This window comes from Neorhizobium phenanthreniclasticum, assembly GCF_040066075.1.
Taxonomy (GTDB): Bacteria; Pseudomonadota; Alphaproteobacteria; order Rhizobiales; family Rhizobiaceae; genus Neorhizobium; species Neorhizobium petrolearium.
This window is the reverse complement of the sequence record NZ_JBEAAL010000001.1, coordinates 231146-252918: the sequence shown is the minus strand read 5'-3', so window position 1 is coordinate 252918 and position 21773 is coordinate 231146. Positions and strand designations below refer to the sequence as shown.

Sequence of the window (21773 nt, the reverse complement as noted above, 5' to 3'; positions counted from 1 at the left end):
TGCCGGCATGCCGGTCAGTCCTCTCTTTTCGCGCGGAAGAAACCGGTGAGCAGGCTTGCCGCCTCGGTTTCGCCAAGTCCGGAATAGACCTCCGGCGCATGGTGGCAGGTCGGTTGGCTGAAAAACCGGATGCCGTTGTCGACCGCGCCGCCTTTCGGGTCTTCCGCGCCGTAGTAGAGACGGCGTATGCGGGCAAACGAGATTGCCGCCGCGCACATGGTGCAGGGTTCGAGCGTCACGTAGAGATCGGCACCGGCAAGCCGCTCCTGCCCGAGTGCTGCGGATGCATCGCGGATCACGGCGATCTCTGCATGGGCCGTCACGTCGTTGTCGGCGCGGGTGCGGTTTCCCGACCGGGCGATGATGACGCCGTCGAGCACCAGCACGGCGCCGACCGGAACCTCGCCGCGGGCAGCGGCATCCCGGGCTTCGGCGAGCGCTGCGTCCATGAAACCATCGGTATTGGCCATTTCAGGCGATTTCCTCTTAACCCGGATCGCGCGAACTGGTAGGAAGCATCCAACCGGAAGCCCGATTTGCGGGCCTAACACCACTTAAGTCAACACGAACAAGAATGTCCGGATCATCTCCGTCAGACATCACGCTTCAGGCAAACAACAAATGAATTCCAAAGACAAGCCGAAGCGCGGCGAAGGCAGAACTTTCGTTCGCGAAACCAAACCCAGATCGGCCCCGAAGGCGGCTGCCGGCAGCAAGGCCGCCAAGGGCGCAAGGAAAAACACCGCGCCGAAAGCCTTTTCCGAAAAACCGGTAAAGGCAGCGCGCAAGCCCGCGCCGGCCGCAACGATATCCGCTGAGGCCGAGGGCAAGCCTGAGCGCATCTCCAAGCTCCTGGCGCGCGCCGGTGTTGCCTCCCGCCGCGATATAGAGCGGATGATCATGGAAGGCCGGGTGAAGCTGAACGGTGAGCTTCTCGACACGCCCGTCGTCAATGCGACGCTTAACGACAAGATCGAGGTGGATGGCGTGCCGATCCGCGGGATCGAGCGCACCCGCCTCTGGCTCTATCACAAGCCGGCCGGCCTCGTGACCACCAATTCTGATCCGGAAGGCCGTCCGACCGTTTTCGACAACCTGCCGGAAGGTCTGCCGCGGGTGCTTTCGATCGGTCGACTCGACATCAACACGGAAGGCCTGCTGCTGCTCACCAATGACGGCGGCCTGTCGCGCGTCCTGGAATTGCCGACAACGGGCTGGCTTCGCCGCTACCGCGTCCGCGCCCATGGCGAGGTCGATCAGGAAGCGCTCGACAAGCTCAAAGAGGGGATCGCCGTCGACGGCGTGCTCTACGGTTCGATCGACGCGACGCTGGACCGTAGCCAGGGTCGCAATGTCTGGATCACCATGGGTCTTCGCGAAGGCAAGAACCGCGAGATCAAGAACGTTCTCGGCGCGCTTGGGCTCGAGGTCAACCGCCTGATCCGTATCTCCTATGGGCCGTTCCAGCTCGGTGATCTGCCCGAGGGCCAGGTGATCGAAGTGCGTGGCCGCATGCTGCGCGACCAACTCGGGCCGCGCCTGATCGAGGAAGCGAAGGCGAATTTCGACGCGCCGCTCTACAACGACAAGGACTCGGAAGACGACAAGCCGGCGCGCGCCGAACGGTCCGCCTCCGAACAGTCCGATTGGGCCGCCAAGCCGGAAAAGATGGAACGTCCGCGCGCCGGCAAGCCGGAAGACAGGCGCGAGAAGGCGCTCGGCCGGCTCGATACCAGGCGCGATGACCGCAAATTCGCGGACAAGCCCCGCGGCGGCAAATCGTTCGGCAACCGGGATCGGGATGAAGAGGAGCGTCCGAAGAAGCGTCCTCCGCTGGGCACCAGCCGCACCGCCAATGTCTGGATGGCGCCGGGCGCCCGCCCGACCACGGACGGCAAGGCCCAAAAAACCTCTGCGCGTGCTGACGCCGAACGGCTGTTCAAGAAGCCTGCGCCCGAAAATGATCGCCGCGTCGTGGTGAACCGCGCCGACGACGACAGCGACTGGATCCGCGCCGAGGAGCCGGCCCGCCGTCCGCGCGACGAAGAGGGCGGCGATTTCGGCCGCAAGCGTTCGTTTGGCGATCGGGCCGAACGGGGAGAGCGTTCCTTTGGTGACCGTCCGAGAGGCGACCGCAGGCCGCGCGAAGAGGGTGATCGCCCACGCGGCGAACGCCCGTTTGGCGATAGGCCTCGTGGTGATCGCAAGCCACGCGAGGATGGTGATCGCCCGGCCCGTTCTTTCTCCGGCGAGAAGCGCTCCGAGCATCCGCGTGGTGACCGTCCCTTTGGAGACCGTCCGGCGCGTGGCGAACGGTCCTTCGATAAGCCGAGAGGCGAACGCCGGCCTCGCGAGGATGGTGACCGTCCCGCACGGTCCTTCTCCCCGGGCGAGGGGCGTGCCGAACGCACCCGCTCAGAACGTCCGCGCAGCGAGCGTCCTGCCGGCGACCGGCCCTTCGGCGATAAGCCGCGCGGCGGAAAACCGGCTGGCAAATCCTCCGGCGGCAAGTCCTTCGGTGGCAAGCCGGCCGGCGCCGGTGGTTTTGCCGGGAAAGGTGCTGGCGGTCGCGGAAAGCCGGGCGGCGCGGGCAAACCTGGCGGTCGTCCGGGCGGTTCGCGTCCGGGCGGGGCAAGGTCCGGCAGCAAGCCGCGTGGGCCAAAGGGGTGATGGACAGTGCGGATCGTAGGTGGTGAGTTTCGCGGCCGGTCCTTGGCCACACCGAAAACCGATGCCATCCGGCCGACCATCGACCGGACACGCGAAAGCCTGTTCAACATCATCAGCCACGTCTATCCGGAAGCGCTGGACGGCACGCGGGTGATCGATCTCTTTGCCGGCACCGGTGCGGTCGGTCTCGAAGCGGTCTCGCGAGGCTGTCGCCATGCCCTGTTTGTCGAGAACGGCGTCGAGGAGCGGGGCCTGCTCTGGGAAAACATCGACAATCTCGGTTTGCATGGCCGCTCTCGTATCCTGCGCCGCGATGCAACGAAGCTTGGCGCGATCGGCACGATGGAGCCTTTCCATTTCCTTTTCGCCGATCCGCCCTATGGTCAGGGTCTGGGCGATGCGGCCCTGCTCGCGGCCCACACGGGCGGCTGGCTGGTTCCGGGCGCCCTCGCGATCCTGGAGGAACGTGCCGACGTGAAATCTGCGGTGGATCCGGCCTTCAAACTGCTCGAAAGCCGTCTCTTCGGCGACACTCGCATGGATTTCTTCCGCTACCAGCCGATGTGAAAAGAAAGGCGTGAGAGGAAAGGAATGAACGTCAAGCTTGCGCTTCCCGATGTCGAGTCCGCGGAACGGAAAAGCGGGCTGACCTTTGCAATCGCCCTCGGCGGCGGCGGGGCACGCGGCATTTCGCATATCCAGATCATCGAGGCGCTCGACGAGCTTGGCATCCGGCCGGTAGCGATCTCCGGCTCCTCGATCGGCGCGATCATGGGGGCCGGCATGGCGTCGGGTATGAAGGGCCGCGAGATACGCAATTTTACGCTGGAAACGATCGGCAATCGCGGAGTGCTGCTCAACAAGCTCTGGAGTCTCGGCCCGGCCACCATGCGCGACAAGCTCGGCGGATTCCGTTTCGGCCACTTCAATCTCGAACTCATTCTGGATGTCTTCCTGCCGCCCGATGTGCCGGAGGATTTCGCCGATCTCCACATCCCGATGAAGATTTCTGCCACGGATTATTACGGCCAGGCGGAGGTGGTGCTGGAGGAGGGTGAACTGCGCACGGCGATCGCAGCCTCCGCGGCCATTCCCGGCCTTTTCATGCCGGTGCGCGTCAATGGACGGATCATGGTCGACGGCGGCGTCTTCAATCCGGTTCCCTACGAACATCTGATGGAGCTTGCCGACGTGGTGATCGGCGTCGATGTGGTCGGCGCACCGGAAGGGGACGGCACCCATGTTCCGAGCCGTATCGACAGCCTGTTCGGCGCGAGCCAGCTCACCATGCAGGCGAGTATCGCGCTCAAGCTGAAGCTCAACCCGCCGCATATTTTCCTGCGACCCTCGGTCAACCGGTTCCGGGTGCTGGATTTCCTGAGGGCCCGTGAAATCCTGGAGGAATCCGAAGGCGTGAAGGACGACTTGAAGCGCGCCATCGACGCGCTTCACGCAGCGATTGAAGCCTGAGATCGCTAAGCGGCCTGGGACATCTTCTTTCTGAAGAGATTGCAGCCAATGGTGCGCGCGGTCTGTAATCGCTGATCTTCTCCTTCCCTATGCTCCAGCAAAAGCTCCGAAGTCACCACCCGGGCGCCGCAATAGTCGAAAATCCCATGGTCGATTTGCGTTTTCATGGCACCGAAATAACCATGCCTCGCATAGGTGCGCATGTCGGCGCCGCCGATGGCCACCAGATGGACAGGGAGCCGCTGAAGTTTTTTGACGAGTTTCAGATCGGCGCCTTCGTCATAGGCCCAGCCATTGCTGAAGACGCGGTCGATCCACCCCTTCAGCAGTCCCGGCATTGACCACCAATAGACGGGATAGACCAGTACAAGCGCATCGGCGCGATCTATTCTCGCCTGTTCGGCGATGACGTCCGCGGAAGCGGCCATCTCGCGACGATGGACCGCCAGATCGACCGCCGTAAACCGGGGATCGAAGCCTTCGGCGGCGAGGTCGGCGATCTCGAAAGAATCGGCCGGATCGCAGGTGATACCGTGTCCGATATGGGCAGCGACATTATGGGTAAGGGAACCCGGCTCGGGATGCGCAACGACGATAAGGGCATGCATGTCGGATACTCCTGATGAGCTTGCTGTGGAGGCCTGGAGGTTATATACTTTTGGTAAGTTACTTTTGGTATATAGCGAAGTCAAGCATGGAAGAGCAAACCACCCGCCGTCCACGCCAGCGCCTCACGCGCGAGGCCCGGCATCGTCAGCTTCTCGATGTGGCATGGAAAATTGCCCGAGACGAGGGGACCGATGCCTTGACCCTCGGTCGTCTGGCCGAGGGCGCGGGGGTCGCCAAGCCCGTTGTATACGATCATTTCGCCACACGTCCGGATTTGCTGATAGCTCTCTACCAGGAGTTCGATGCGCGCCAGACAGCCGTTATGGACGCTGCATTGGAGAAGGGCGAAGCCGACTTGAGCGACCGTGCCCGGGTGATCGCCTCCTCCTATGTGGATTGCGTCCTGCAGCAGGGGCGTGAAATACCGGGCGTCATCGCCGCCCTTGCCGGTTCCCCGGAGCTTGAAAAGATCAAGCGCGATTACCAGGCTGTCTTCATGGAGAAGTGCCGGGCTGTTCTTGCCCCCTTTGCAAAGGCGGGCACTATCAGGTCGGCTGGTTTATGGAGCATGCTTGGCGCGGCAGAGGCTCTTTCCCACGCTGCTGCGACCGGTGAGATCACGCCCTCGCAGGCCAAAGAGGAACTCCTTGCAACGATCGTCTCGATGGCCGAGCGCAATAAGTAGCGCCGGCTTGCCTGGGAAGAACAGAGGCGGTCGACCTGCCCTAGCTGGTCTCCGCCACCGCCGGCTCCGAACCCATCTCGTCCATGACGGGCGCCCGCTTCGGCTTGATCAGCGGCTCCGGCCGAACCGGACTGTTGAAGAGCATCTCGCGGCCGGCACCGAGCCCCTGGACTGCCTGGATCTGCAGCCGTTCTTCATCGCGCCGGCGGATATCGTCGCCGATCTCCTCTGCCTCGTTTTCAGACATGCCGAGCGCCTCCAGCGTCCGGCGGCCGAAGAGAAGACCGGATTCCAGCGTCTCGCGCAGTTCGTATTCGATATTCCGGGCCCGAAGCGACAAGGAGTGAATACGGTCGTAAGAGCGCACGAAGAGGCGCACGTCAGGGAATTCCGAGCGGATCAGGTCGACGATCCGGTCGGTCGTCTCGCGCTTCTGGGTGGTGACCGCGACGACTTTTGCCCGCTCTATGCCCGAGGCGATCAGCACGTCGCGGCGCGTGCCGTCGCCGAAATAGATCCGGAAGCCGAACGATGCCGCCTGACGTATGCGGTCGGCGGAATCATCGATGACCGTCACCTCGCGACCGCCGGCAAGAAGGATCTGCGCGGCGATCTGGCCGAGACGCGAGAAGCCGATCATCAGCACGTCGGCGCCTGCTCCGTCGAAATCCTCCTCCAGTTCCTCGCGCGTTTCACCGCTGAGGAAGCGCTTGGAAAGTGCCGCGCCGAGCGGCGTGAGCGCCATGGAGAGGGTTACAATGGCAATGAGCAGCGAGGCGGTCGCGGAGGAGAGGAGGCCCGCGGCGGTCGCTGTCGTGAAAAGCACGAAACCGAATTCACCACCCTGCGGCAGCAGGAAGGCGATCCTGACGGCATCGTTGTGCGACGATCCCCAGAGGCGGCACAGCCCGTAGACGATCAGCGACTTGACGGCCATGAAGATCGGCACCGCCGGCAGGATGAAGAGGATGTTGTCCAGGATGACGTGGACTTCGAGCGACAGGCCGACCGCCATGAAGAAGAGCGCCAGCAGCAGGCCGCGGAATGGTTCGATATCCGCTTCCAGCTCATGTCTGTAGGAGGATTCGGCAAGCATCACGCCGGAGAGGAAGGCTCCCATCGCCATGGAAAGGCCGGCAGCCTGCATGGCCGTGGCTGATCCGAGCACGACGAGGAGTGCGGCGGCGATCATCACCTCCCTCGCCCCCGTGCGGGCGATCACCTGGAACATTGGAGTGAGCAGATAGCGGCCGGCAAGCACCATCGCGCCGACGGCGGCAACGGCCACGGCGAAATCGACGAGTGGCGTTGCTTCCGCTTCCGTGGTCCCAGGGGCCAGAATCGTGATCAGCGCCAGAAGCGGTACGATGGCGAGATCCTGGAAAAGCAGCACGGAGAACGACCGCTGGCCGTAGCGGCTGTTCATGTCGCCCTCGTCGTTCAGGATCTGCAATGCGAAGGCGGTCGAGGAGAGCGCCAGGCCGAAACCGATGATGAGGCTGCCGCGCCAGTCTGCCATGTTGGTGAAATAGGCAAGCATCATCAGCACGAGGCCGGTCAGCACCACCTGCGCCGGACCGAGTCCGAAAACGTCGCCGCGCATTTGCCAGAGCCGCGAGGGCTTCAGTTCCAGCCCGATGATGAACAGCAGGAAGACGACACCGAACTCGGAGAAGTGCAACACTTCTTCAGCATCGATAATCTGCTGCAGTACCGGTCCGATGACCACGCCCGCAGCGAGATAACCGAGTACCGTACCCAGTCCGAGCTTTTTGAACAGCGGTGCAGCGAGGACCGCTCCAGCCAGAAGCAGAAGAATTTGGGAAAGCAGGGAGCCGGGTGCGGTCATGCGGGACACTTTCGGAGTTCGGCAGGCATTGGTCCTCTCAAGAATCGGCGAGTCGCCCTTGATGCTTCTGACAGTGCACAATAAATGGGACGAGAATGAAAGGCTTGCAATCATGACCTCCCAAATCGATTCCGCCGCTCTGCTTTCCCGCGCCAGCGAACTCATCGATCTAGCCAGGGCCGCGGGGGCGGATCAGGCGGATGCGGTGGTCGTGCGCTCCCGCTCCCGCTCTGTCAGTGCCCGGCTGGGCAAGGTGGAGGGAACGGAAGCCTCTGAAAGCGATGATTTTTCGCTTCGCGTCTTCATTGGCAAAAGGGTTGCCAGTGTTTCGGCCAATCCCGGCTTCGACATGAAGACGCTCGCCGAGCGCGCCGTCGCGATGGCGAAGGTGTCGCCCGAAGACCCCTTCGCCTGCCTGGCGGACGAGAAGGACCTTGCGAAATCCTACCCCGATCTCGATCTTTTCGACAGCACGGATGTTCCGACCGAGGCATTGCGGGAGGCGGCGCTCGAAATGGAGCAGGCGGCGCTCGACGTTCCGGGCGTCACCAATTCCTCCGGTGCTGGAGCCTCCGCAGGCATGGGCGGTCTCGTGCTTGTCACCTCGCACGGCTTTTCCGGCAGCTACATGGCGAGCCGCTTCGGTCGATCCGTCAGCGTGATCGCCGGCGAGGGCACGAAGATGGAGCGCGACTACGATTTCGACGCCCGCCTCTATGCCGCCGATCTCGATCATCCGAAGCTGATCGGTCGCCGCGCCGGCGAGCGGGTGGTCAAGCGCGTCAATCCCCGCCAGGTGGAAACCGGCAGCAATATTACCGTTGTCTTCGATCCGCGTATCGCCCGTGGTTTCGTCGGCCATATCGCAGGCGCCATCAACGGCGCGTCCGTGGCGCGCAAGACGAGTTTCCTGCGCGACAGGATGGGCCAGCAGGTGCTGAAGGCTGGACTGAACATCACCGATGATCCGCTCGTCGTCCGGGGCGCCTCCTCGCGTCCTTTCGACGGGGAGGGCGTGATGGGCGAGCGCATGGTGATGATCGAGGACGGCGTGCTCAAACATTGGTTCCTGTCGACCTCGACGGCCCGCGAGCTCGGACTTACGACCAACGGCCGTGGTGTGCGGGGCGGCACGGCGGTGACGCCCGCCTCGACCAACCTTGCGCTGGAACCCGGCGACATTTCTCCCGAGGACCTGATCAGGTCGGTCGGCACCGGTTTTTACGTGACGGAACTGATCGGCCAAGGCGTCAACATGATCACCGGCGAATACAGCCGCGGCGCGACCGGCTTCTGGATCGAGAACGGTGAGCTCTCCTATGCCGTTTCGGAAGTGACGATCGCCTCCAATCTCAAGGACATGTTCATGCGGATCACGCCGGCATACGAGATCGACCGCAAGTTCGGCGTGGCTTCCCCGACGCTCGCCATCGAGGGCATGACGCTGGCGGGGCGGTGATCCGATGAGCGCTGCTGAGCATTGGCAGGAAGACCTCGACCTCATCCTCCATGCGGCGCGGCAGGCCGGCGAGGTCGCCCATGGCTTTTTCGGCCAGGCGCCTGAGGTCTGGTGGAAGAACGAGGGCAGGTCTCCGGTCAGTGCCGCGGATTTCGCCGCCAATGACCGTCTCGAAAGCCTGCTTCGGGAAGCACGGCCGGATTACGGATGGCTGTCCGAGGAGACGGATGACGACGTCGCCCGTCTGTCCTGCGAGACGCTCTTCGTTGTCGATCCGATCGACGGCACGCGCGCCTTCATCAATGGTGAGAAGACCTGGTGCGTCTCGGTTGCCGTCGTCCATCGCGGCCAGCCGGTCGCGGGCGTATTGGTCGCGCCGGCGCTGAACGAGGAATTCTCCGCGGTCAAGGACGGCCCGGCGCTCAAGAACGATGATCCGATCACCGTCAGCGTCGGGCACGCCGATAACAAGCTGGTGATCGCGGCGGACGAGGGCCTCGTCAAGAAATTCGATCCGGCCTTCCGCGAGATGGTGCATCGCGTGGGGCACATCCCGTCGCTGGCCTATCGGCTGGCCATGGTGGCGGATGGCCGGATCGACGGCACGATCGTCAAGCGCAATTCCCACGATTGGGACCTCGCCGCAGCCGATCTGATCGTCGAACGTGCCGGCGGGCGTCTTGTCGATCTTGACGGCAGACGGCTTGTTTACAACCGGACCGATGTCCGCCACGAAATGCTGGTTGCCGGTGCCGAAGGGGCGGTTCGTGATCTGCTGCCGAAGGTTGCCGGCGGAGCGGGTTGACGTTTCTTCGAGAATGCCGCAGAGGAGGGGCCGGGGAGGCTGGAATGAACGGATATCGACAATGACGGAAACGGGCGAAAACAAACAACTTCTGCATCTGGTCTTCGGCGGCGAGCTCAAGAACCTTGAAGGCGTGGAATTCAAGGATCTTTCGAAGCTCGATATCGTTGGCATCTACCCTGATTATGCAAGCGCGCTTACCGCATGGCGGGCGAAGGCGCAGCAGACGGTCGATAATGCCGAAATGCGCTATTTCATCGTTCATATGCACCGGTTGCTGGACCCCGGCGTCAAGACTGTCTGAGGTAAGCCGCACTCTCTGAGGATCTGGCTCCGGGCCGCTTCCGAATACAAGTCCTCCGCCTGACGACGCCCCTGCGAGGACCCTATTTTGACGCATTTGTAAAACACAAGAAATTGGGCTACGGATTACGAAATAAGAGGGGTTGTCATATTGACGGCGGTCACGATCGATCGGGTGCAGGTACTATGAGCAGCGGCTTGGCGCGCACGGCTCTTTTCAGCTATCGGCTGGCTGGTATCGTGCTCTATCCGCTGGTCGGCCCCTATCTCAGCTACCGCGCCATCAAGGGCAAGGAAGACCGCAGCCGCCGGCTGGAGCGGCTGGGTTATGCGAGCCTTCCCCGTCCGCGGGGGCCGCTCGTCTGGATGCACGCCGCAAGTGTGGGAGAGACGATCGCCATCATGCCGCTGATCCGCGAGCTGCGGCGCCGCGAAATCCATATCCTGCTCACCACCGGCACCGTGACTTCCGCCAACCTCGTCCAGTCGCGCCTTGCCGACGAGGTCATCCATCAATACGTGCCGCTCGACGTGAAATTTCCGATCAAGCGCTTCGTCGCCTACTGGAAGCCGGATGCCTGCATCACGGCGGAATCCGAAATCTGGCCGACGACGGTCTCTGAACTCGCCCGCCGCTATATCCCCCAGATCCGCGTCAACGCCCGCATCTCCGACCGTTCCTTCGACCGCTGGCGCAACTATGGCTCGATTGCCGAGGCGCTGTTCGAAAAGATGGCTCTGGTCGTGGCTCAGTCTGACCTCGATGCGGAACGATTCCGCGACCTCGGTGCCTGGCCGGTCATCGTTTCCGGCAACCTGAAGAGCGATACTGATCCGCCCCCTTGCGACGAGACCCTGCTGGCCCGTTATCGCAAGGAGATCGGTGACCGCCAGACCTGGGCGGCGATCTCCACCTTCGATGGCGAGGAGCAGGCGGTTGCGACCGTCCATCGTGCGCTGAAGCCGAAGAATGGCCAGTTGACCATTCTCGTGCCGCGCCATCCCGATCGCGCCGATGCGATCGAAACCATGCTGAAAGAGGCGGGGCTGACTGTCGCGCGTCGTTCGCGCAACGATCCGCTGACGCCGGAGACCGATATTTTCCTCGGCGATTCTATCGGCGAGATGGGGCTTTACCTGCGGCTCACCGAAATCGCCTTCGTCGGCAAGTCGCTTGCCGCGGCTGAGGGCGGCCAGAATCCGCTGGAGCCGGCCATGCTGGGCTGCGCAGTGCTTTCCGGTCCGCATATCCAGAATTTCCGCGACGCCTACCAGCACCTCGTGCGCAAGGGCGGAGCCCGTATCGTCCGGGATGTCGAAATGCTGGCCAAGGCCGTTCACTATCTGATGATCAACGATCTCGCCCGCCGCAAGATGGTCGATTCGGGCTATGATGCAATGGAAGAGATGCGCGGCGCCCTTTCGAAGACGGTCAAGGCATTGGAACCCTACATCAATCCGCTGACAGTGAGTGCCCGGCTACAGCCGAAAGCAGCAACGGCTGCCGCCGCCGTCCGATGAACACTGGAAAGTTCACAGGGATCGCCGGCATCCTGTTCGACAAGGACGGGACGCTGTTGCGTTACGATGAAAGCTGGGGGCCGGTAAACCGTGAGGCTGCCCGCATCGCATCCGCCGGCAATGCCGAACTCGAACCGCAGCTTCTGTTCTCCGGCGGCATGGATCCCGTCTCCGGCCATACGCGGCCGGACAGCCTGCTTGCCGCCGGCAATGCGGCCGAGATCGCCGCAGGTTTCGTCTCTGCCGGTTCGCCCTTCGATGTTGCGGAACTGACCCGGTTACTCGATGATTTGTTTATCCGTTCGGCCGAATTTTCGGTGCCGGTCACCGATCTTGCCGGTCTCTTCTCCCGGTTGAAAGCGCGGGGTTACAAGCTGGGGGTCGCCTCGAGCGACAACGAGAAGGCGATCCACCAGACCGCCATCCGTTTCGGCTTTATCGAGCATCTGGATTTCATTGCCGGTTACGATAGCGGCCATGGCGTGAAGCCGGAGCCCGGCATGCTGCTTGGCTTCTGCCATTCGGTCGGCCTCGATCCCGCCCGCGTCGCCATGGTCGGCGACAACAATCACGACATGCACATGGGCAAGCAGGCCGGCGTCGGCCTCAACGTTGCGGTCATGACGGGCACCGGTTCCCGGGAGACGCTGTCGGCGACCGCCGACATCTGCCTCGACGACATCACTGCACTGGAGGCACTTCTGCCCGACAAGGCCGGAGCGCTCTAACCTCCGCCAGGGCTTGCCTTTTCTGGAAAATTCCCATCTTCTTCGCGGCTGTTTCAGGACGGATCATCCGGAGAGCGTAGCGCATGGTAACGGAAGCACCGCCATTCTGGTGGACGAAAGCGGATTGGCGTGCCTGGGGCCTTTCCCCCTTTTCTTTCCTTTATGGCCGGATCGCCGGGCGCCGCATGGCGCGCGCGCGCCGCGCCAGCGTGCCGGTGCCGGTGCTCTGTGTCGGCAATTTCACTGTCGGCGGTGCGGGCAAGACGCCGACCGCGATTGCGCTTACCCGTGCGGCAAGGGAAAAGGGGCTGAAACCCGGGTTCCTGAGCCGTGGTTATGGCGGTTCGCTTGATGTGACGACCGTGGTCGATCCCGCTCACCACAGGGCCGAAGCGGTCGGTGACGAAGCGCTGCTCCTGTGCCGCGAGGCGCTGACCGTCATTTCCCGCACCCGCGTCGACGGTGCCCGCAAGCTGGTCGAGGAAGGCGTCGACCTGATCATCATGGACGATGGCTTCCAGAGCGCCCGCCTGGCGCTCGATTTCGCGCTCGTCGTCATCGACACGGTGCGCGGCATCGGCAACGGCCATCTCGTGCCGGGCGGGCCGGTGAGGGCGCCGATCGCCGAACAGATGCGCCAGCTCTCGGCGATCCTCAAGGTCGGGACCGGAGAGGCGGCCGACAAGCTGGTGCGCCAGGCGGCGCGCGCCGGCAAGCAGGTCTATGTTGCGGTGTTGAAGCCGCGAGAGGTCCCGGAGATCGCCGACAGGCGGCTGCTTGCTTTCGCCGGCATTGCCGACCCCGAGAAGTTCTACCGTACGGTCAAGCAGATCGGCGGACAGATCGTGATCGAGCGGGCTTTCCCGGATCACCATTATTTCAGCGAGGACGAGATCGCCGACCTCTTGGATGATGCCGCGAAGGAGAACCTGACGCTCGTCACGACCGCCAAGGACGCGGTACGGCTTGCCGGCCACCACGGCCGCATGGAGGAGTTGGCTCAGAAGGCGAAAGTGGTCGAGGTCGACATGACCTTCGACGATCCGCAGGCGCCGGGCAAGATGATCGATACGGCGATCGCCAATTTCCGTGAGCGGCGGTTGAGGGAAAATTCAGCGAAAGCCTAGGCGCGGCTCTGGTTCGGCAGGGCGCCGGCGCGTTTTTCAGCTTCGAGCGAGGCAGCGCAATCGGCATATGGCTCCTGCCGCGCGACGCTCCAGTAACGCAGCTCGTCGATCGGGATCTGCGCGCCTGTCATGGCACATACGACATAGGAGCCTGCGGCGAGAATCTGGTAATCGCCGTCAAGATACCGGATTTTGGCCTCGCGATAGCCGCTGCCTTCGAACCGGTTCATCTGTCGTCTCCTGCGGAAAAACATATGCCTGCTCTATCCTGATAGGGCTCCGATTGCCAGCGGTTTTCAACTCCGGCCGAATAGCCGTTCGATGTCGGAGAGCTTGAGTTCGATATAGGTCGGCCGACCATGGTTGCAGGTGCCGGAGCCGGGCGTCGCTTCCATCTCCCTCAGAAGCGCGTTCATCTCCTCCGGCTTCAGCCGCCGGCCGGAGCGCACCGAACCGTGGCAGGCCATGGTGGCGGCGACATATTCGAGCTTGCCGCGCAAGCCGCCGGCCGTGTTCCATTCGGCTATCTCGTCGGCGAGATCGCGCACCAGGGACGCCGCATCGACTTCGCCGAGCATGGCGGGCGTTTCGCGCACGGCCACCGCGCCGGGGCCGAAGCGCTCGATGACAAGCCCCAGCCGGTCGAGTTCTTGCCCGTGCGCCACCAGCCGGTCGCAATCCTCTTCGGGCAGGTCGATGATCTCGGGGATCAGCAGGACCTGGCTCGCCAGTCGCTTGCTGTCCAGTGCCTTGCGCATCGCCTCGAAGACGAGCCGTTCGTGCGCAGCATGCTGGTCGACGATAACGAGCCCGTCCTCCGTCTGCGCGACGATATAATTCTCGTGAAGCTGGGCGCGGGCGGCCCCGAGACGATGGCGCGGCGCATCCTCCGCAGCGGCAGGCGTGGCCACGGGTTCGGCAATGAACGCGTCGGTGCGTGCAGCCGGCATGGTCAGCACATCGAAGCCCGACTGCACCTGCTCGGAAAAGTCGTTGGCCGGTTGCGGATGAAGCGGTCGGTAGGGTGAGGCTGCTGCGGCCCAGGGCGTGCGCGAAGCCGGCTGCACGGATGAAAAGCCCGGGCGAAACGCGCGCATCATGCCCGACGCGCCGGACGTCGCCGCGCGGTCCCCTTCCCGCACGAGCGCCTCGCGGATAGCGCCGACGATGAGGCCGCGCACCAGTCCGGGATCGCGGAAGCGCACATCCGCCTTGGCCGGATGCACGTTGACGTCCACCAGCGCCGGATCGAGCGTGATCGACAGCACCGCGACAGGATAGCGACCGGACGGTACGCTTTCCGCATAAGCGCCGCGGATTGCCGAAAGAATCAGCTTGTCCTGCACCGGCCTGCCGTTGACGAAGGCATACTGATGCGCAGAGTTGCCGCGATGGAAGGTCGGCACGCCGGCGAAACCGGAAAGTGCCACGTCCTCGCGCACCGCGTCGATCTCGATCGCGTTGTCGCGGAACTCGGCTCCCAATACCTGCGCCATGCGGGCGAGATGGTCATCGCCGGTCGCGGGGAATTCCAGGGTGGAACGGTCTGACCCGGAAAGCACGAAGCGGATATTCGGAAACGCAATCGCCATGCGTTTGACGATTTCGGTGATGGCGCCGGCTTCCGCTCTTTCCGTCTTCAGGAATTTCAGGCGGGCAGGAGTGGCGAAAAAGATGTCGCGCACCTCCACCACCGTGCCGGGATTTGCGGGCGCCGGCTTGACGCCGGAATTCTTGCCTCCGACGACCGCGACCTGCGAGCCGGCTGCGTCACCGGCCCTCCGACTGGTGATCGTGAGCTTGGCGACCGAACCGATCGAGGGCAGCGCTTCGCCGCGGAAGCCGAGCGTGCGGATGTCGTCGAGCGTTTCGGAAATCTTCGACGTGCAGTGCCGCCGGACAGCCAGATCGAGATCGGCTGCATCCATGCCGGAGCCGTTGTCGGTGATGCGGATGAGACTCTTGCCGCCGCCGGCGGTAGCGATCTCGATGCGGGTTGCACCCGCATCGATAGCGTTTTCGATCAGTTCCTTCGCAGCGCTGGCAGGTCTTTCGATGACTTCGCCGGCAGCAATCTGATTGATCAGCGTCTCGGGCAGTTGTTTGACGGACATGGGATCATTGTCCGGGATTCGGGTGAGGAAGAAAAGGCCTCGATGGACACGTTCAACCGATTTGAGGACAGGTTCGCACAAGTGCACGAGTGTTCATTAATCCGGCCTTAAGACAAGACCGATATTTGTGTTGACATTGAATTGGATGAAACCCGGGGGAGTGCCAGCTCCCCGCGTGTGATCAGGGTGACGGCCGGCTGGGCACCGTCATGCGAGACCGGATCACTCGTTGAGGACTTGGAGCCAGCATGTTTTCCGACCCCGCACGACTGAAACTAGAAGGAATAACGCCGAAAGGCGACCAAGCGGCATAACGGCCGGTCTCTGAACCGAGTCCGAAAAAGCATACGGGGAGTTCCATCCTATGAATGATTTGGCGTCGGCAGACGCGAACATTCAGACTGCCTTGCTCGAAGTGATTTCCGAGGGCGTCTCGGGCGGCCTGCTTGTCTACGACAAGAACGACCAGATCGTTTTCGCCAGCCAGCATTTGCTCAGCCTCCTGCCGGTTCCCAAGGGATTTCTTGCACCCGGCACGCGCCTCAGGGATTTCCTCGGCGCGGTTTACGATAGCGGCGGACGCTTCGTTGCCGACAGTACCAGCCCTCGCCGCATGCTCAGCCGCGAGGACTGGGTTGCCGAACAGATCGCCACCCTCTGGAAGGAGCGCGCCGACACGCTTGAGCGCCGCGGGACTGACCGCTGGCTGAGTTTCACCAAGCGTCGACTGCCCTCCGGCTATGGCGTTTCCGTGATCAGGGATGTCTCGGACCATAAGAAGCGCGAGGAGCAATGGCGGGCAGACATGGAGCGGGTGCAGATCACCGAGGAAGTGCTCGACCATCTGCCGTTCCCGATCACGGTGAAGGACAGAAATTCCACCTTCGTCGCCGTCAACAAGGCTGCCAGCCGGTTCCTCGGTTTGCCGGTCGAAGCCGTCCTGGGGCACAAGGGATCGGATATCCATTCCGCCAAACTGGAAAAACGCCTTGATGGCATCAACCGGCAACTCTTCGATACCGGGGAACCGGTCCAACTCGCCGACCGCGTGACACGGCCGGATGGACCGGACGCGATCATCATCGCCAACAAATATCGCATCGGCAAACCTGGCCGCTACTACATCGTTACAGCCATGGAAGACATCACGGCGCTCGTCGGAACAGGTGACGATGGTCGTGAGCCCGTCCTGAGCAAGGACCGGCTTCAGATGATGGAAGCTGCTTTCGGTCGCCACGAGCGCGATATGCGTACCGACCCGGCGCGGGACATCGCCGAGGTCGCCGGCCGCAAGGTTCTGATGGTTTCGGCGGACGCCCAGGTGGAGGCCGAAGCATCGAACATTCTTGCCACGCTTCGGCTCGATACATCGTCGGTTTCGACTGCTGCGGAACTCCGGCTCTTCCTGAAATTCGTAAAAGACTCCCGCATCCGCATGGATCTCATCGTCATTGACGTGGCGAGCGACGCTGAATGCATGGAGATTGCCAGGCAGCATGACATTCCGACCCTTGCGGTCAACGGTCTGGAGATGATGCAGGAACTGGCGTCCAACGTCGTTCATCTGCTCCAGCAAAAGCCCGCGGAAGCTGCGGAGAATATGCCGGAGGAGGACTGGCAAATCGACACGGGGGTGAACGCCGATGGCCCTGTCATCGACATCCTTGTCGCCGAAGACAATGAGGTGAACCAGATCGTTTTCTCGCAGATCCTCGAAGGTTTCGGTTATCGATATGCGATCGCCGCCGATGGGGAAGAGGCGGTCCGTATGTGGCGGGAACTTTCGCCGCGGCTGATCCTGATGGACGTCACGCTTCCGAAACTGAATGGTTTCGAGGCGAGCGCCCGAATCCGTTCGCTCGAAACCATCGATGGTTCCATCCCGATCATTGGCGTGCTTGCCCACCCGTTCGATCGCGATCGGGACGAGTGTTTCGCCGCCGGTATGAACGACGTGATCCTGAAGCCGATCAGCCCCGAGGCGCTGGAAGCTGTGTTCCAGGCCTATCTCGATATTCCGGTGAAGCGGTCATATGCTTAACCGATTAATCAAACTTTTGGCGTAAGCTAGGCCCGGGCCATGATTTTTTAATCTTTTTCCCTCATCCTGTCTTCGTTCTTGTGAAGCGTAACGGGATTATTCATGAAGTCGGCGGGACACCCATTGCCGCAGGTCAGCCAGAATGAGCTGCAGGCGATGGCTTACAGCGACCCTCTGACGGGTCTCGGAAACCGCTACCGCCTCCGCGATAAGGTTCGCCTCCTGGCAGCCGAGCGCGCTCAGGATCCCGCGCCCTTCACCATTTGCATCGCCAATCTCGATGGGTTCAAGCCCATCAACGATCTTTTCGGCGCCGAGGCGGGCGACGAGATCCTCTGTCAGGTCGCCCATCGGCTGAAGGCTTGCATTCCTGACGGCGCGACTGTTACCCGCCACGAGGGCGATGAGTTCGCATTCGTCCTGCCGCTGGTATTCGAGCGGAACGGGGCCGAACGGATCGGCCAGATGATCAAGGACGTGCTTTCCGCCCCCTACGATCTCGGTGACCGCAACGTGCGTCTCTCCGCCTCGTTCGGTTTTGCGATCTATCCCTTTGCCGGGGAGGATTTCGAGGAACTGCTGAAGAGCGCCGAGACCGCGCTTTACCGTTCCAAGCGTCGCGGCCGCGGCCAGATCACCGTCTATTCCCGCGAGATCGCCCAGGAGATGAAGCGGGCGACGCAGCTTGAACAGGCGCTGCGCAATGCCGTCATTGCCGATGCGGTCGATGTGCATTTCCAGCCGATCGTGCGCATCAAGGACGGTGCCGTCGTCGGTTTCGAGGCGCTGGCCCGCTGGATCGATGCCGATCTGGGCTTCGTCTCGCCGGCGATCTTCGTGCCGCTCGCCGAGGAACGGGGTTTTATTGATGCGCTTTCTGAAACGTTGCTGCGCAAGGCTGCGGAGGCCGCGCTCTCGTGGCCGCGCGAACTTTTCCTGTCCTTCAACCTCTCTTCCGCCCAGTTGATGGACCCCGGCACGACCGAGACCATCCTCTCGACTCTGGCTCGTGTCGGCCTTGATCCCTACCGGCTGGAACTGGAGATCACCGAAACCGCGGTGATGACGTCCGCTGACACGGCGCAGCGCATCATCACCGAGCTCAGAAAGCAGGGCGTGCGCATCGCGCTCGACGACTTCGGCACCGGCCAGTCAAGTCTCGGCCGCCTGCGCGATTTCACTTTCGACAAGGTGAAGATCGACCGTGCCTTCGTCTCGCGCATCACCACCGACCGCGCTTCCGAACATATCGTCAAGGCGATCATCGCCATGTGCGAGGGCCTGGATCTGGAAGTGGTGGCTGAAGGCATCGAGGAAAAGGCCGATGCCGATAAGCTCAAGGAACTCGGCTGCGGCATGGGCCAGGGATACTACTACGGCAGACCCGCTGACAGCGCCGCGACGCTGCGCTATCTCCAGGACCATTATCGCGATTTCGTGACGATCGAACGAAGCTGAGTCCCCTCAAGCGACGCTCTTCGGACAGAACGCGCCGCGCACGGTTCTCGCGATGTAGGCGGCCTTGGGCGATGATGGCCCATCGCCTCAACGCCCGGGAAGCCGATGTCGACCTCCAACGATCCCCTTCTGCAGCCGTTTCAGCTCAAGCACCTGACGCTGAAGAACCGCATCATGTCGACCGCGCATGAGCCGGCCTATTCCGAGGGCGGCCTGCCGAAGGACCGCTACCGGCTCTACCATGTGGAAAAGGCCAAGGGCGGCATTGCGCTCACCATGACGGCCGGGTCGGCCGTGGTCTCCGCCGACAGTCCGCCCGCCTTCGGCAATCTGCATGCCTATCGCGACGAGATCGTGCCGTGGCTGAAACGCCTGGCCGACGACTGTCATGAGCATGGTGCGGCGGTGATGATCCAGCTCACCCATCTCGGCCGCCGCACCGGCTGGAACAAGGGCGACTGGCTGCCGGTGCTGGCGCCGTCGCCGGTCCGCGAGCCGGCGCACCGCGCCTTTCCCAAGGAGGCGGAGGACTGGGATGTCGAGCGCATCGTCGCCGATTATGCCGACGCGGCGCAGCGTATGCAGGCGGCCGGGCTCGACGGCATCGAATTCGAGGCCTACGGCCATCTGATGGACCAGTTCTGGTCGCCGGCCACCAACCGCCGCGAGGACGAATTCGGCGGTTCGCTGGAGAACCGCCTGCGTTTCACCACGATGGTGATCGACGCAGTGCGCAGAGCCGTTGGCACGGATTTCATCGTCGGCATCCGCATGGTTGCCGACGAGGACTGGAACAAGGGACTGTCGCGGGAGGAGGGCATCGGGATTGCCCGTCACCTGGCGGGTTCCGGCAAGATCGACTTCCTGAATATCATCCGCGGCCATATCGATCACGATGCCCCTTTGAACGAGGTGATCCCGATCCAGGGCATGCGGTCCGCGCCGCACCTGGATTTCGCCGGAGAGGTGCGGGAGGCGACGAGATTTCCGGTCTTTCATGCGGCCCGCATCGCGGATGTGGCGACCGCCCGCCATGCGGTTGCGACCGGAAAACTCGACATGGTCGGCATGACCCGGGCCCATATCGCCGATCCGCATATTGCGGAAAAGGTGCTGCGAGGCGAGGAAGCACGCATCCGCCCCTGCGTCGGCGCCACCTACTGTCTTGATCGCATCTATGAGGGGGGCGAGGCGCTTTGCATCCACAACGCTGCGACGGGCCGCGAAGGGGACATGCCACATGTCATTTTCAAAGCGGACGTTATTCGTAGGGCTGTGGTTGTCGGCGCCGGGCCTGCGGGGCTTGAGGCGGCTCGAGTTCTTGCCGAGCGCGGCCATCGCGTGACGATCTTGGAGGCGGCGGGCGAAGCCGGCGGGCAGGTCAATCTTCTCGTCCGCAATCCGCGCCGCAGGGAAATGATCGGCATCATCGACTGGCGGCTTGCCGAACTGGAACGGATCGGCGTTGAGATTCATTACGATGTCTACGCCGAACCGGAAGACGTGCTGGCTCTCGATCCGGATTTGGTCGTGGTTGCGACCGGCGGTGTGGCGCAGATGCCCGAGGTGGAAAGCGGTGATGAACTTCTGACGTCGAGCTGGGATATCCTGGCGGGGGCGGTGAAACCGACTGGTCCGGTCCTGCTGTTCGACGATAACGGCGGCCATCCGGGCATGAGTGCGGCGGAAGTGATCGCGGAAACGGGCGCGGAGCTGGAGGTCGTGTCCCCCGAGCGCTTCTTCGCTCCGGAAATGGGCGGCATGAACCATGTGCCTTATGCCAGAGCCTTCGCGGAGAAGAAGGTGCGTGTCACCATCAATACGCGGCTGAAATCGGTTCGACGCGACGGCAATGCGCTGGTGGCCGTCCTGGGATCGGATTTTTCGACCAAAACAGAGCAGGAGCGGCGGGTGGCGCAGGTCGTGGTGGAACACGGAACGGCCGCCAATGCCGAACTCTACCTGGCGCTGAAGCCGATGTCGAAAAACCTGGGTGCGGTGGACTACCGTGCGCTGATCGCCCGCAAGCCGCCCTTGCCGATGAAGCAGCCAGATAGCCGCTTCGATCTCATCCGTATTGGCGATGCCGTTGCCAGCCGCAACATTCATGCGGCGATATACGACGCCTTGCGTTTCTGCTCGCTCTTGTAAAACAGAGGGGGCGGCACTGCCGCGTGCCGCCCCTTTTTCTGAATTGGCGACGTGTCGCCCGTTCCGGACTTTTATTGCTTCGGAGGGGCGCCGCCACCTGCAGGCATCTGTGTGCCGGTCGATGAAGTGGTCGTCCGATCCGTTTCGGCCTGCTGGTCCGCCAGCGTCTTGAACTCCGGAGCCGCCTTCAGGGCTTCGGCCGTCTCGGTCGTTGTCAGGCGCACTTCATTGTTGTCCTCGGCATCCCGGGTCATGGTGATCTTGTCCATCGGAACGGCGACATCCTTTTCGCCGATGCCGAGGAAACCACCGACGCCGACCACGGCTGCAACGATACCGCCGTTTTCTTCCATGATCAGGTCGTTGACGTCGCCGATGCTCTTGTCTTCGGCATTATAGATCGGCTTGCCGATGTAATCATTGGCACTGACCTGGGTTTCACTCTGCTCCGTCAAATACCCGCCGGAAGAGGCAGCCATATCGGAGCCGGTATTCGGTGCAGGAGTTGCCGCGCTGTCAGCCGGCTTGGCAGCCGGATCGGATGGAGCGGCAGGCGTAGCCGGAGCTGGAGATGCCGGAGGAGTCGGCTGGGTCTGGGCGAATGCCGGCGCAATGGCTGTAGATGCCAGGAGAATTGCGGCCGCCATCGTGCTAAGGGTCTTCTTCATAACGATCCTACCTTCCTCTGCTAGGGTTCCTTTTTGAACACGCGGTTTCCCTCGAGAAGGGGGTTCCTTGCCCGCGTCAGTTCAAGAGGAAAATGTCACGAAAGGCGATTGGTTC

19 protein-coding genes are annotated in these 21773 nt (G+C 62.7%); 13 read left to right on the top strand and 6 right to left on the bottom strand.

Going from position 1 to position 21773, the window contains the following annotated elements:
- Window positions 1–14: 14 nt before the first annotated feature.
- The gene (locus ABK249_RS01235; RefSeq protein WP_348861982.1) at window positions 15–470 is read right to left on the bottom strand and encodes a nucleoside deaminase; all 456 of its coding nucleotides are present in this window, start codon (window positions 468–470) and stop codon (window positions 15–17) included.
- 151 nt (window positions 471–621) lie between these two features.
- On the opposite strand from ABK249_RS01235, the gene ABK249_RS01230 reads away from it, so the two are divergent.
- Genes ABK249_RS01230 through ABK249_RS01220 form a run of 3 tightly spaced genes read left to right on the top strand, consistent with a single transcriptional unit; the run spans window position 622 to window position 4140 of the window.
- On the top strand, window positions 622–2670 hold the full coding sequence (locus ABK249_RS01230) for a pseudouridine synthase (protein WP_348861981.1): 2049 nt from the start codon (window positions 622–624) through the stop codon (window positions 2668–2670).
- 6 nt (window positions 2671–2676) lie between these two features.
- Window positions 2677–3237: a 16S rRNA (guanine(966)-N(2))-methyltransferase RsmD gene (gene rsmD / locus ABK249_RS01225; RefSeq protein ID WP_348861980.1), complete on the top strand. Its 561-nt coding sequence runs from the start codon at window positions 2677–2679 to the stop codon at window positions 3235–3237.
- 24 nt (window positions 3238–3261) lie between these two features.
- Complete coding sequence (locus tag ABK249_RS01220) at window positions 3262–4140, top strand: patatin-like phospholipase family protein (RefSeq protein WP_348861979.1); 879 nt, start codon at window positions 3262–3264, stop codon at window positions 4138–4140.
- Window positions 4141–4145: 5 nt separating this feature from the next.
- Here ABK249_RS01220 and ABK249_RS01215 read toward each other — a convergent pair whose 3' ends face one another.
- The gene (locus ABK249_RS01215; RefSeq protein ID WP_348861978.1) at window positions 4146–4748 is read right to left on the bottom strand and encodes an NAD(P)H-dependent oxidoreductase; all 603 of its coding nucleotides are present in this window, start codon (window positions 4746–4748) and stop codon (window positions 4146–4148) included.
- Window positions 4749–4834: 86 nt separating this feature from the next.
- Here ABK249_RS01215 and ABK249_RS01210 point away from each other — a divergent pair, with 86 nt between their 5' ends.
- Complete coding sequence (locus ABK249_RS01210) at window positions 4835–5434, top strand: TetR/AcrR family transcriptional regulator (RefSeq protein ID WP_348861977.1); 600 nt, start codon at window positions 4835–4837, stop codon at window positions 5432–5434.
- A 40-nt stretch (window positions 5435–5474) separates the two neighbouring features.
- Here ABK249_RS01210 and ABK249_RS01205 read toward each other — a convergent pair whose 3' ends face one another.
- Complete coding sequence (locus ABK249_RS01205) at window positions 5475–7283, bottom strand: monovalent cation:proton antiporter-2 (CPA2) family protein (RefSeq protein WP_037158369.1); 1809 nt, start codon at window positions 7281–7283, stop codon at window positions 5475–5477.
- 112 nt (window positions 7284–7395) lie between these two features.
- Between ABK249_RS01205 and ABK249_RS01200 the strand changes: the two genes are divergently transcribed.
- From ABK249_RS01200 to lpxK, 6 genes are all read left to right on the top strand, one after another.
- Window positions 7396–8742 (top strand): TldD/PmbA family protein, encoded by a 1347-nt coding sequence (locus tag ABK249_RS01200; protein WP_348861976.1) that lies wholly within the window; start codon window positions 7396–7398, stop codon window positions 8740–8742.
- 4 nt (window positions 8743–8746) lie between these two features.
- Window positions 8747–9547, top strand: coding sequence for a 3'(2'),5'-bisphosphate nucleotidase CysQ (locus tag ABK249_RS01195; protein WP_348861975.1), 801 nt, complete (start codon window positions 8747–8749; stop codon window positions 9545–9547).
- 61 nt (window positions 9548–9608) lie between these two features.
- Window positions 9609–9851, top strand: a complete 243-nt coding sequence (locus ABK249_RS01190) for a DUF4170 domain-containing protein (RefSeq protein ID WP_348861974.1) — start codon at window positions 9609–9611, stop codon at window positions 9849–9851.
- Window positions 9852–10036: 185 nt separating this feature from the next.
- Complete coding sequence (gene waaA, locus ABK249_RS01185) at window positions 10037–11371, top strand: lipid IV(A) 3-deoxy-D-manno-octulosonic acid transferase (protein WP_037158361.1); 1335 nt, start codon at window positions 10037–10039, stop codon at window positions 11369–11371.
- The gene (locus ABK249_RS01180; protein ID WP_348861973.1) at window positions 11368–12099 is read left to right on the top strand and encodes an HAD family hydrolase; all 732 of its coding nucleotides are present in this window, start codon (window positions 11368–11370) and stop codon (window positions 12097–12099) included. The genes waaA and ABK249_RS01180 overlap by 4 nt, the downstream gene beginning before the upstream one ends.
- An 83-nt stretch (window positions 12100–12182) precedes the next feature.
- Complete coding sequence (gene lpxK / locus ABK249_RS01175; protein ID WP_348861972.1) at window positions 12183–13226, top strand: tetraacyldisaccharide 4'-kinase; 1044 nt, start codon at window positions 12183–12185, stop codon at window positions 13224–13226.
- Here the strand turns inward: lpxK and ABK249_RS01170 are convergent.
- Both ABK249_RS01170 and mutL read right to left on the bottom strand, forming a co-directional pair.
- Window positions 13223–13456: a DUF2093 domain-containing protein gene (locus ABK249_RS01170; RefSeq protein WP_037158353.1), complete on the bottom strand. Its 234-nt coding sequence runs from the start codon at window positions 13454–13456 to the stop codon at window positions 13223–13225. The genes lpxK and ABK249_RS01170 overlap by 4 nt on opposite strands.
- A gap of 66 nt (window positions 13457–13522) precedes the next feature.
- Window positions 13523–15340, bottom strand: coding sequence for a DNA mismatch repair endonuclease MutL (mutL, locus tag ABK249_RS01165; RefSeq protein WP_348861971.1), 1818 nt, complete (start codon window positions 15338–15340; stop codon window positions 13523–13525).
- A 364-nt stretch (window positions 15341–15704) separates the two neighbouring features.
- On the opposite strand from mutL, the gene ABK249_RS01160 reads away from it, so the two are divergent.
- The 3 genes from ABK249_RS01160 (at window position 15705) to ABK249_RS01150 (ending at window position 20990) form a co-directional block, all read left to right on the top strand.
- On the top strand, window positions 15705–17381 hold the full coding sequence (locus ABK249_RS01160) for a response regulator (protein WP_348861970.1): 1677 nt from the start codon (window positions 15705–15707) through the stop codon (window positions 17379–17381).
- 102 nt (window positions 17382–17483) lie between these two features.
- Entirely contained in the window at window positions 17484–18839 is a 1356-nt protein-coding gene (locus ABK249_RS01155; protein ID WP_348861969.1) for a putative bifunctional diguanylate cyclase/phosphodiesterase, read from the top strand.
- A 105-nt stretch (window positions 18840–18944) separates the two neighbouring features.
- A complete protein-coding gene (locus ABK249_RS01150; protein ID WP_348861968.1) occupies window positions 18945–20990 on the top strand; it encodes an NADH:flavin oxidoreductase in 2046 nt (681 codons plus the stop codon).
- 71 nt (window positions 20991–21061) lie between these two features.
- On the opposite strand, the gene ABK249_RS01145 is transcribed toward ABK249_RS01150, so the two are convergent.
- Window positions 21062–21658, bottom strand: a complete 597-nt coding sequence (locus ABK249_RS01145; protein ID WP_227702025.1) for a PRC-barrel domain-containing protein — start codon at window positions 21656–21658, stop codon at window positions 21062–21064.
- Window positions 21659–21773: the final 115 nt, after the last annotated feature.

Coding starts and splice junctions, on each gene's coding strand:
- ABK249_RS01235 (WP_348861982.1), bottom strand. CDS start 470: ATGGCCAATACCGATGGTTTCATGGACGCAGCGCTCGCCGAAGCCCGG.
- ABK249_RS01230 (WP_348861981.1), top strand. CDS start 622: ATGAATTCCAAAGACAAGCCGAAGCGCGGCGAAGGCAGAACTTTCGTT.
- ABK249_RS01220 (WP_348861979.1), top strand. CDS start 3,262: ATGAACGTCAAGCTTGCGCTTCCCGATGTCGAGTCCGCGGAACGGAAA.
- ABK249_RS01215 (WP_348861978.1), bottom strand. CDS start 4,748: ATGCATGCCCTTATCGTCGTTGCGCATCCCGAGCCGGGTTCCCTTACC.
- ABK249_RS01210 (WP_348861977.1), top strand. CDS start 4,835: ATGGAAGAGCAAACCACCCGCCGTCCACGCCAGCGCCTCACGCGCGAG.
- ABK249_RS01205 (WP_037158369.1), bottom strand. CDS start 7,283: ATGACCGCACCCGGCTCCCTGCTTTCCCAAATTCTTCTGCTTCTGGCT.
- ABK249_RS01200 (WP_348861976.1), top strand. CDS start 7,396: ATGACCTCCCAAATCGATTCCGCCGCTCTGCTTTCCCGCGCCAGCGAA.
- ABK249_RS01195 (WP_348861975.1), top strand. CDS start 8,747: ATGAGCGCTGCTGAGCATTGGCAGGAAGACCTCGACCTCATCCTCCAT.
- ABK249_RS01190 (WP_348861974.1), top strand. CDS start 9,609: ATGACGGAAACGGGCGAAAACAAACAACTTCTGCATCTGGTCTTCGGC.
- waaA (WP_037158361.1), top strand. CDS start 10,037: ATGAGCAGCGGCTTGGCGCGCACGGCTCTTTTCAGCTATCGGCTGGCT.
- ABK249_RS01180 (WP_348861973.1), top strand. CDS start 11,368: ATGAACACTGGAAAGTTCACAGGGATCGCCGGCATCCTGTTCGACAAG.
- lpxK (WP_348861972.1), top strand. CDS start 12,183: ATGGTAACGGAAGCACCGCCATTCTGGTGGACGAAAGCGGATTGGCGT.
- ABK249_RS01170 (WP_037158353.1), bottom strand. CDS start 13,456: ATGAACCGGTTCGAAGGCAGCGGCTATCGCGAGGCCAAAATCCGGTAT.
- mutL (WP_348861971.1), bottom strand. CDS start 15,340: ATGTCCGTCAAACAACTGCCCGAGACGCTGATCAATCAGATTGCTGCC.
- ABK249_RS01160 (WP_348861970.1), top strand. CDS start 15,705: ATGAATGATTTGGCGTCGGCAGACGCGAACATTCAGACTGCCTTGCTC.
- ABK249_RS01155 (WP_348861969.1), top strand. CDS start 17,484: ATGAAGTCGGCGGGACACCCATTGCCGCAGGTCAGCCAGAATGAGCTG.
- ABK249_RS01150 (WP_348861968.1), top strand. CDS start 18,945: ATGTCGACCTCCAACGATCCCCTTCTGCAGCCGTTTCAGCTCAAGCAC.
- ABK249_RS01145 (WP_227702025.1), bottom strand. CDS start 21,658: ATGAAGAAGACCCTTAGCACGATGGCGGCCGCAATTCTCCTGGCATCT.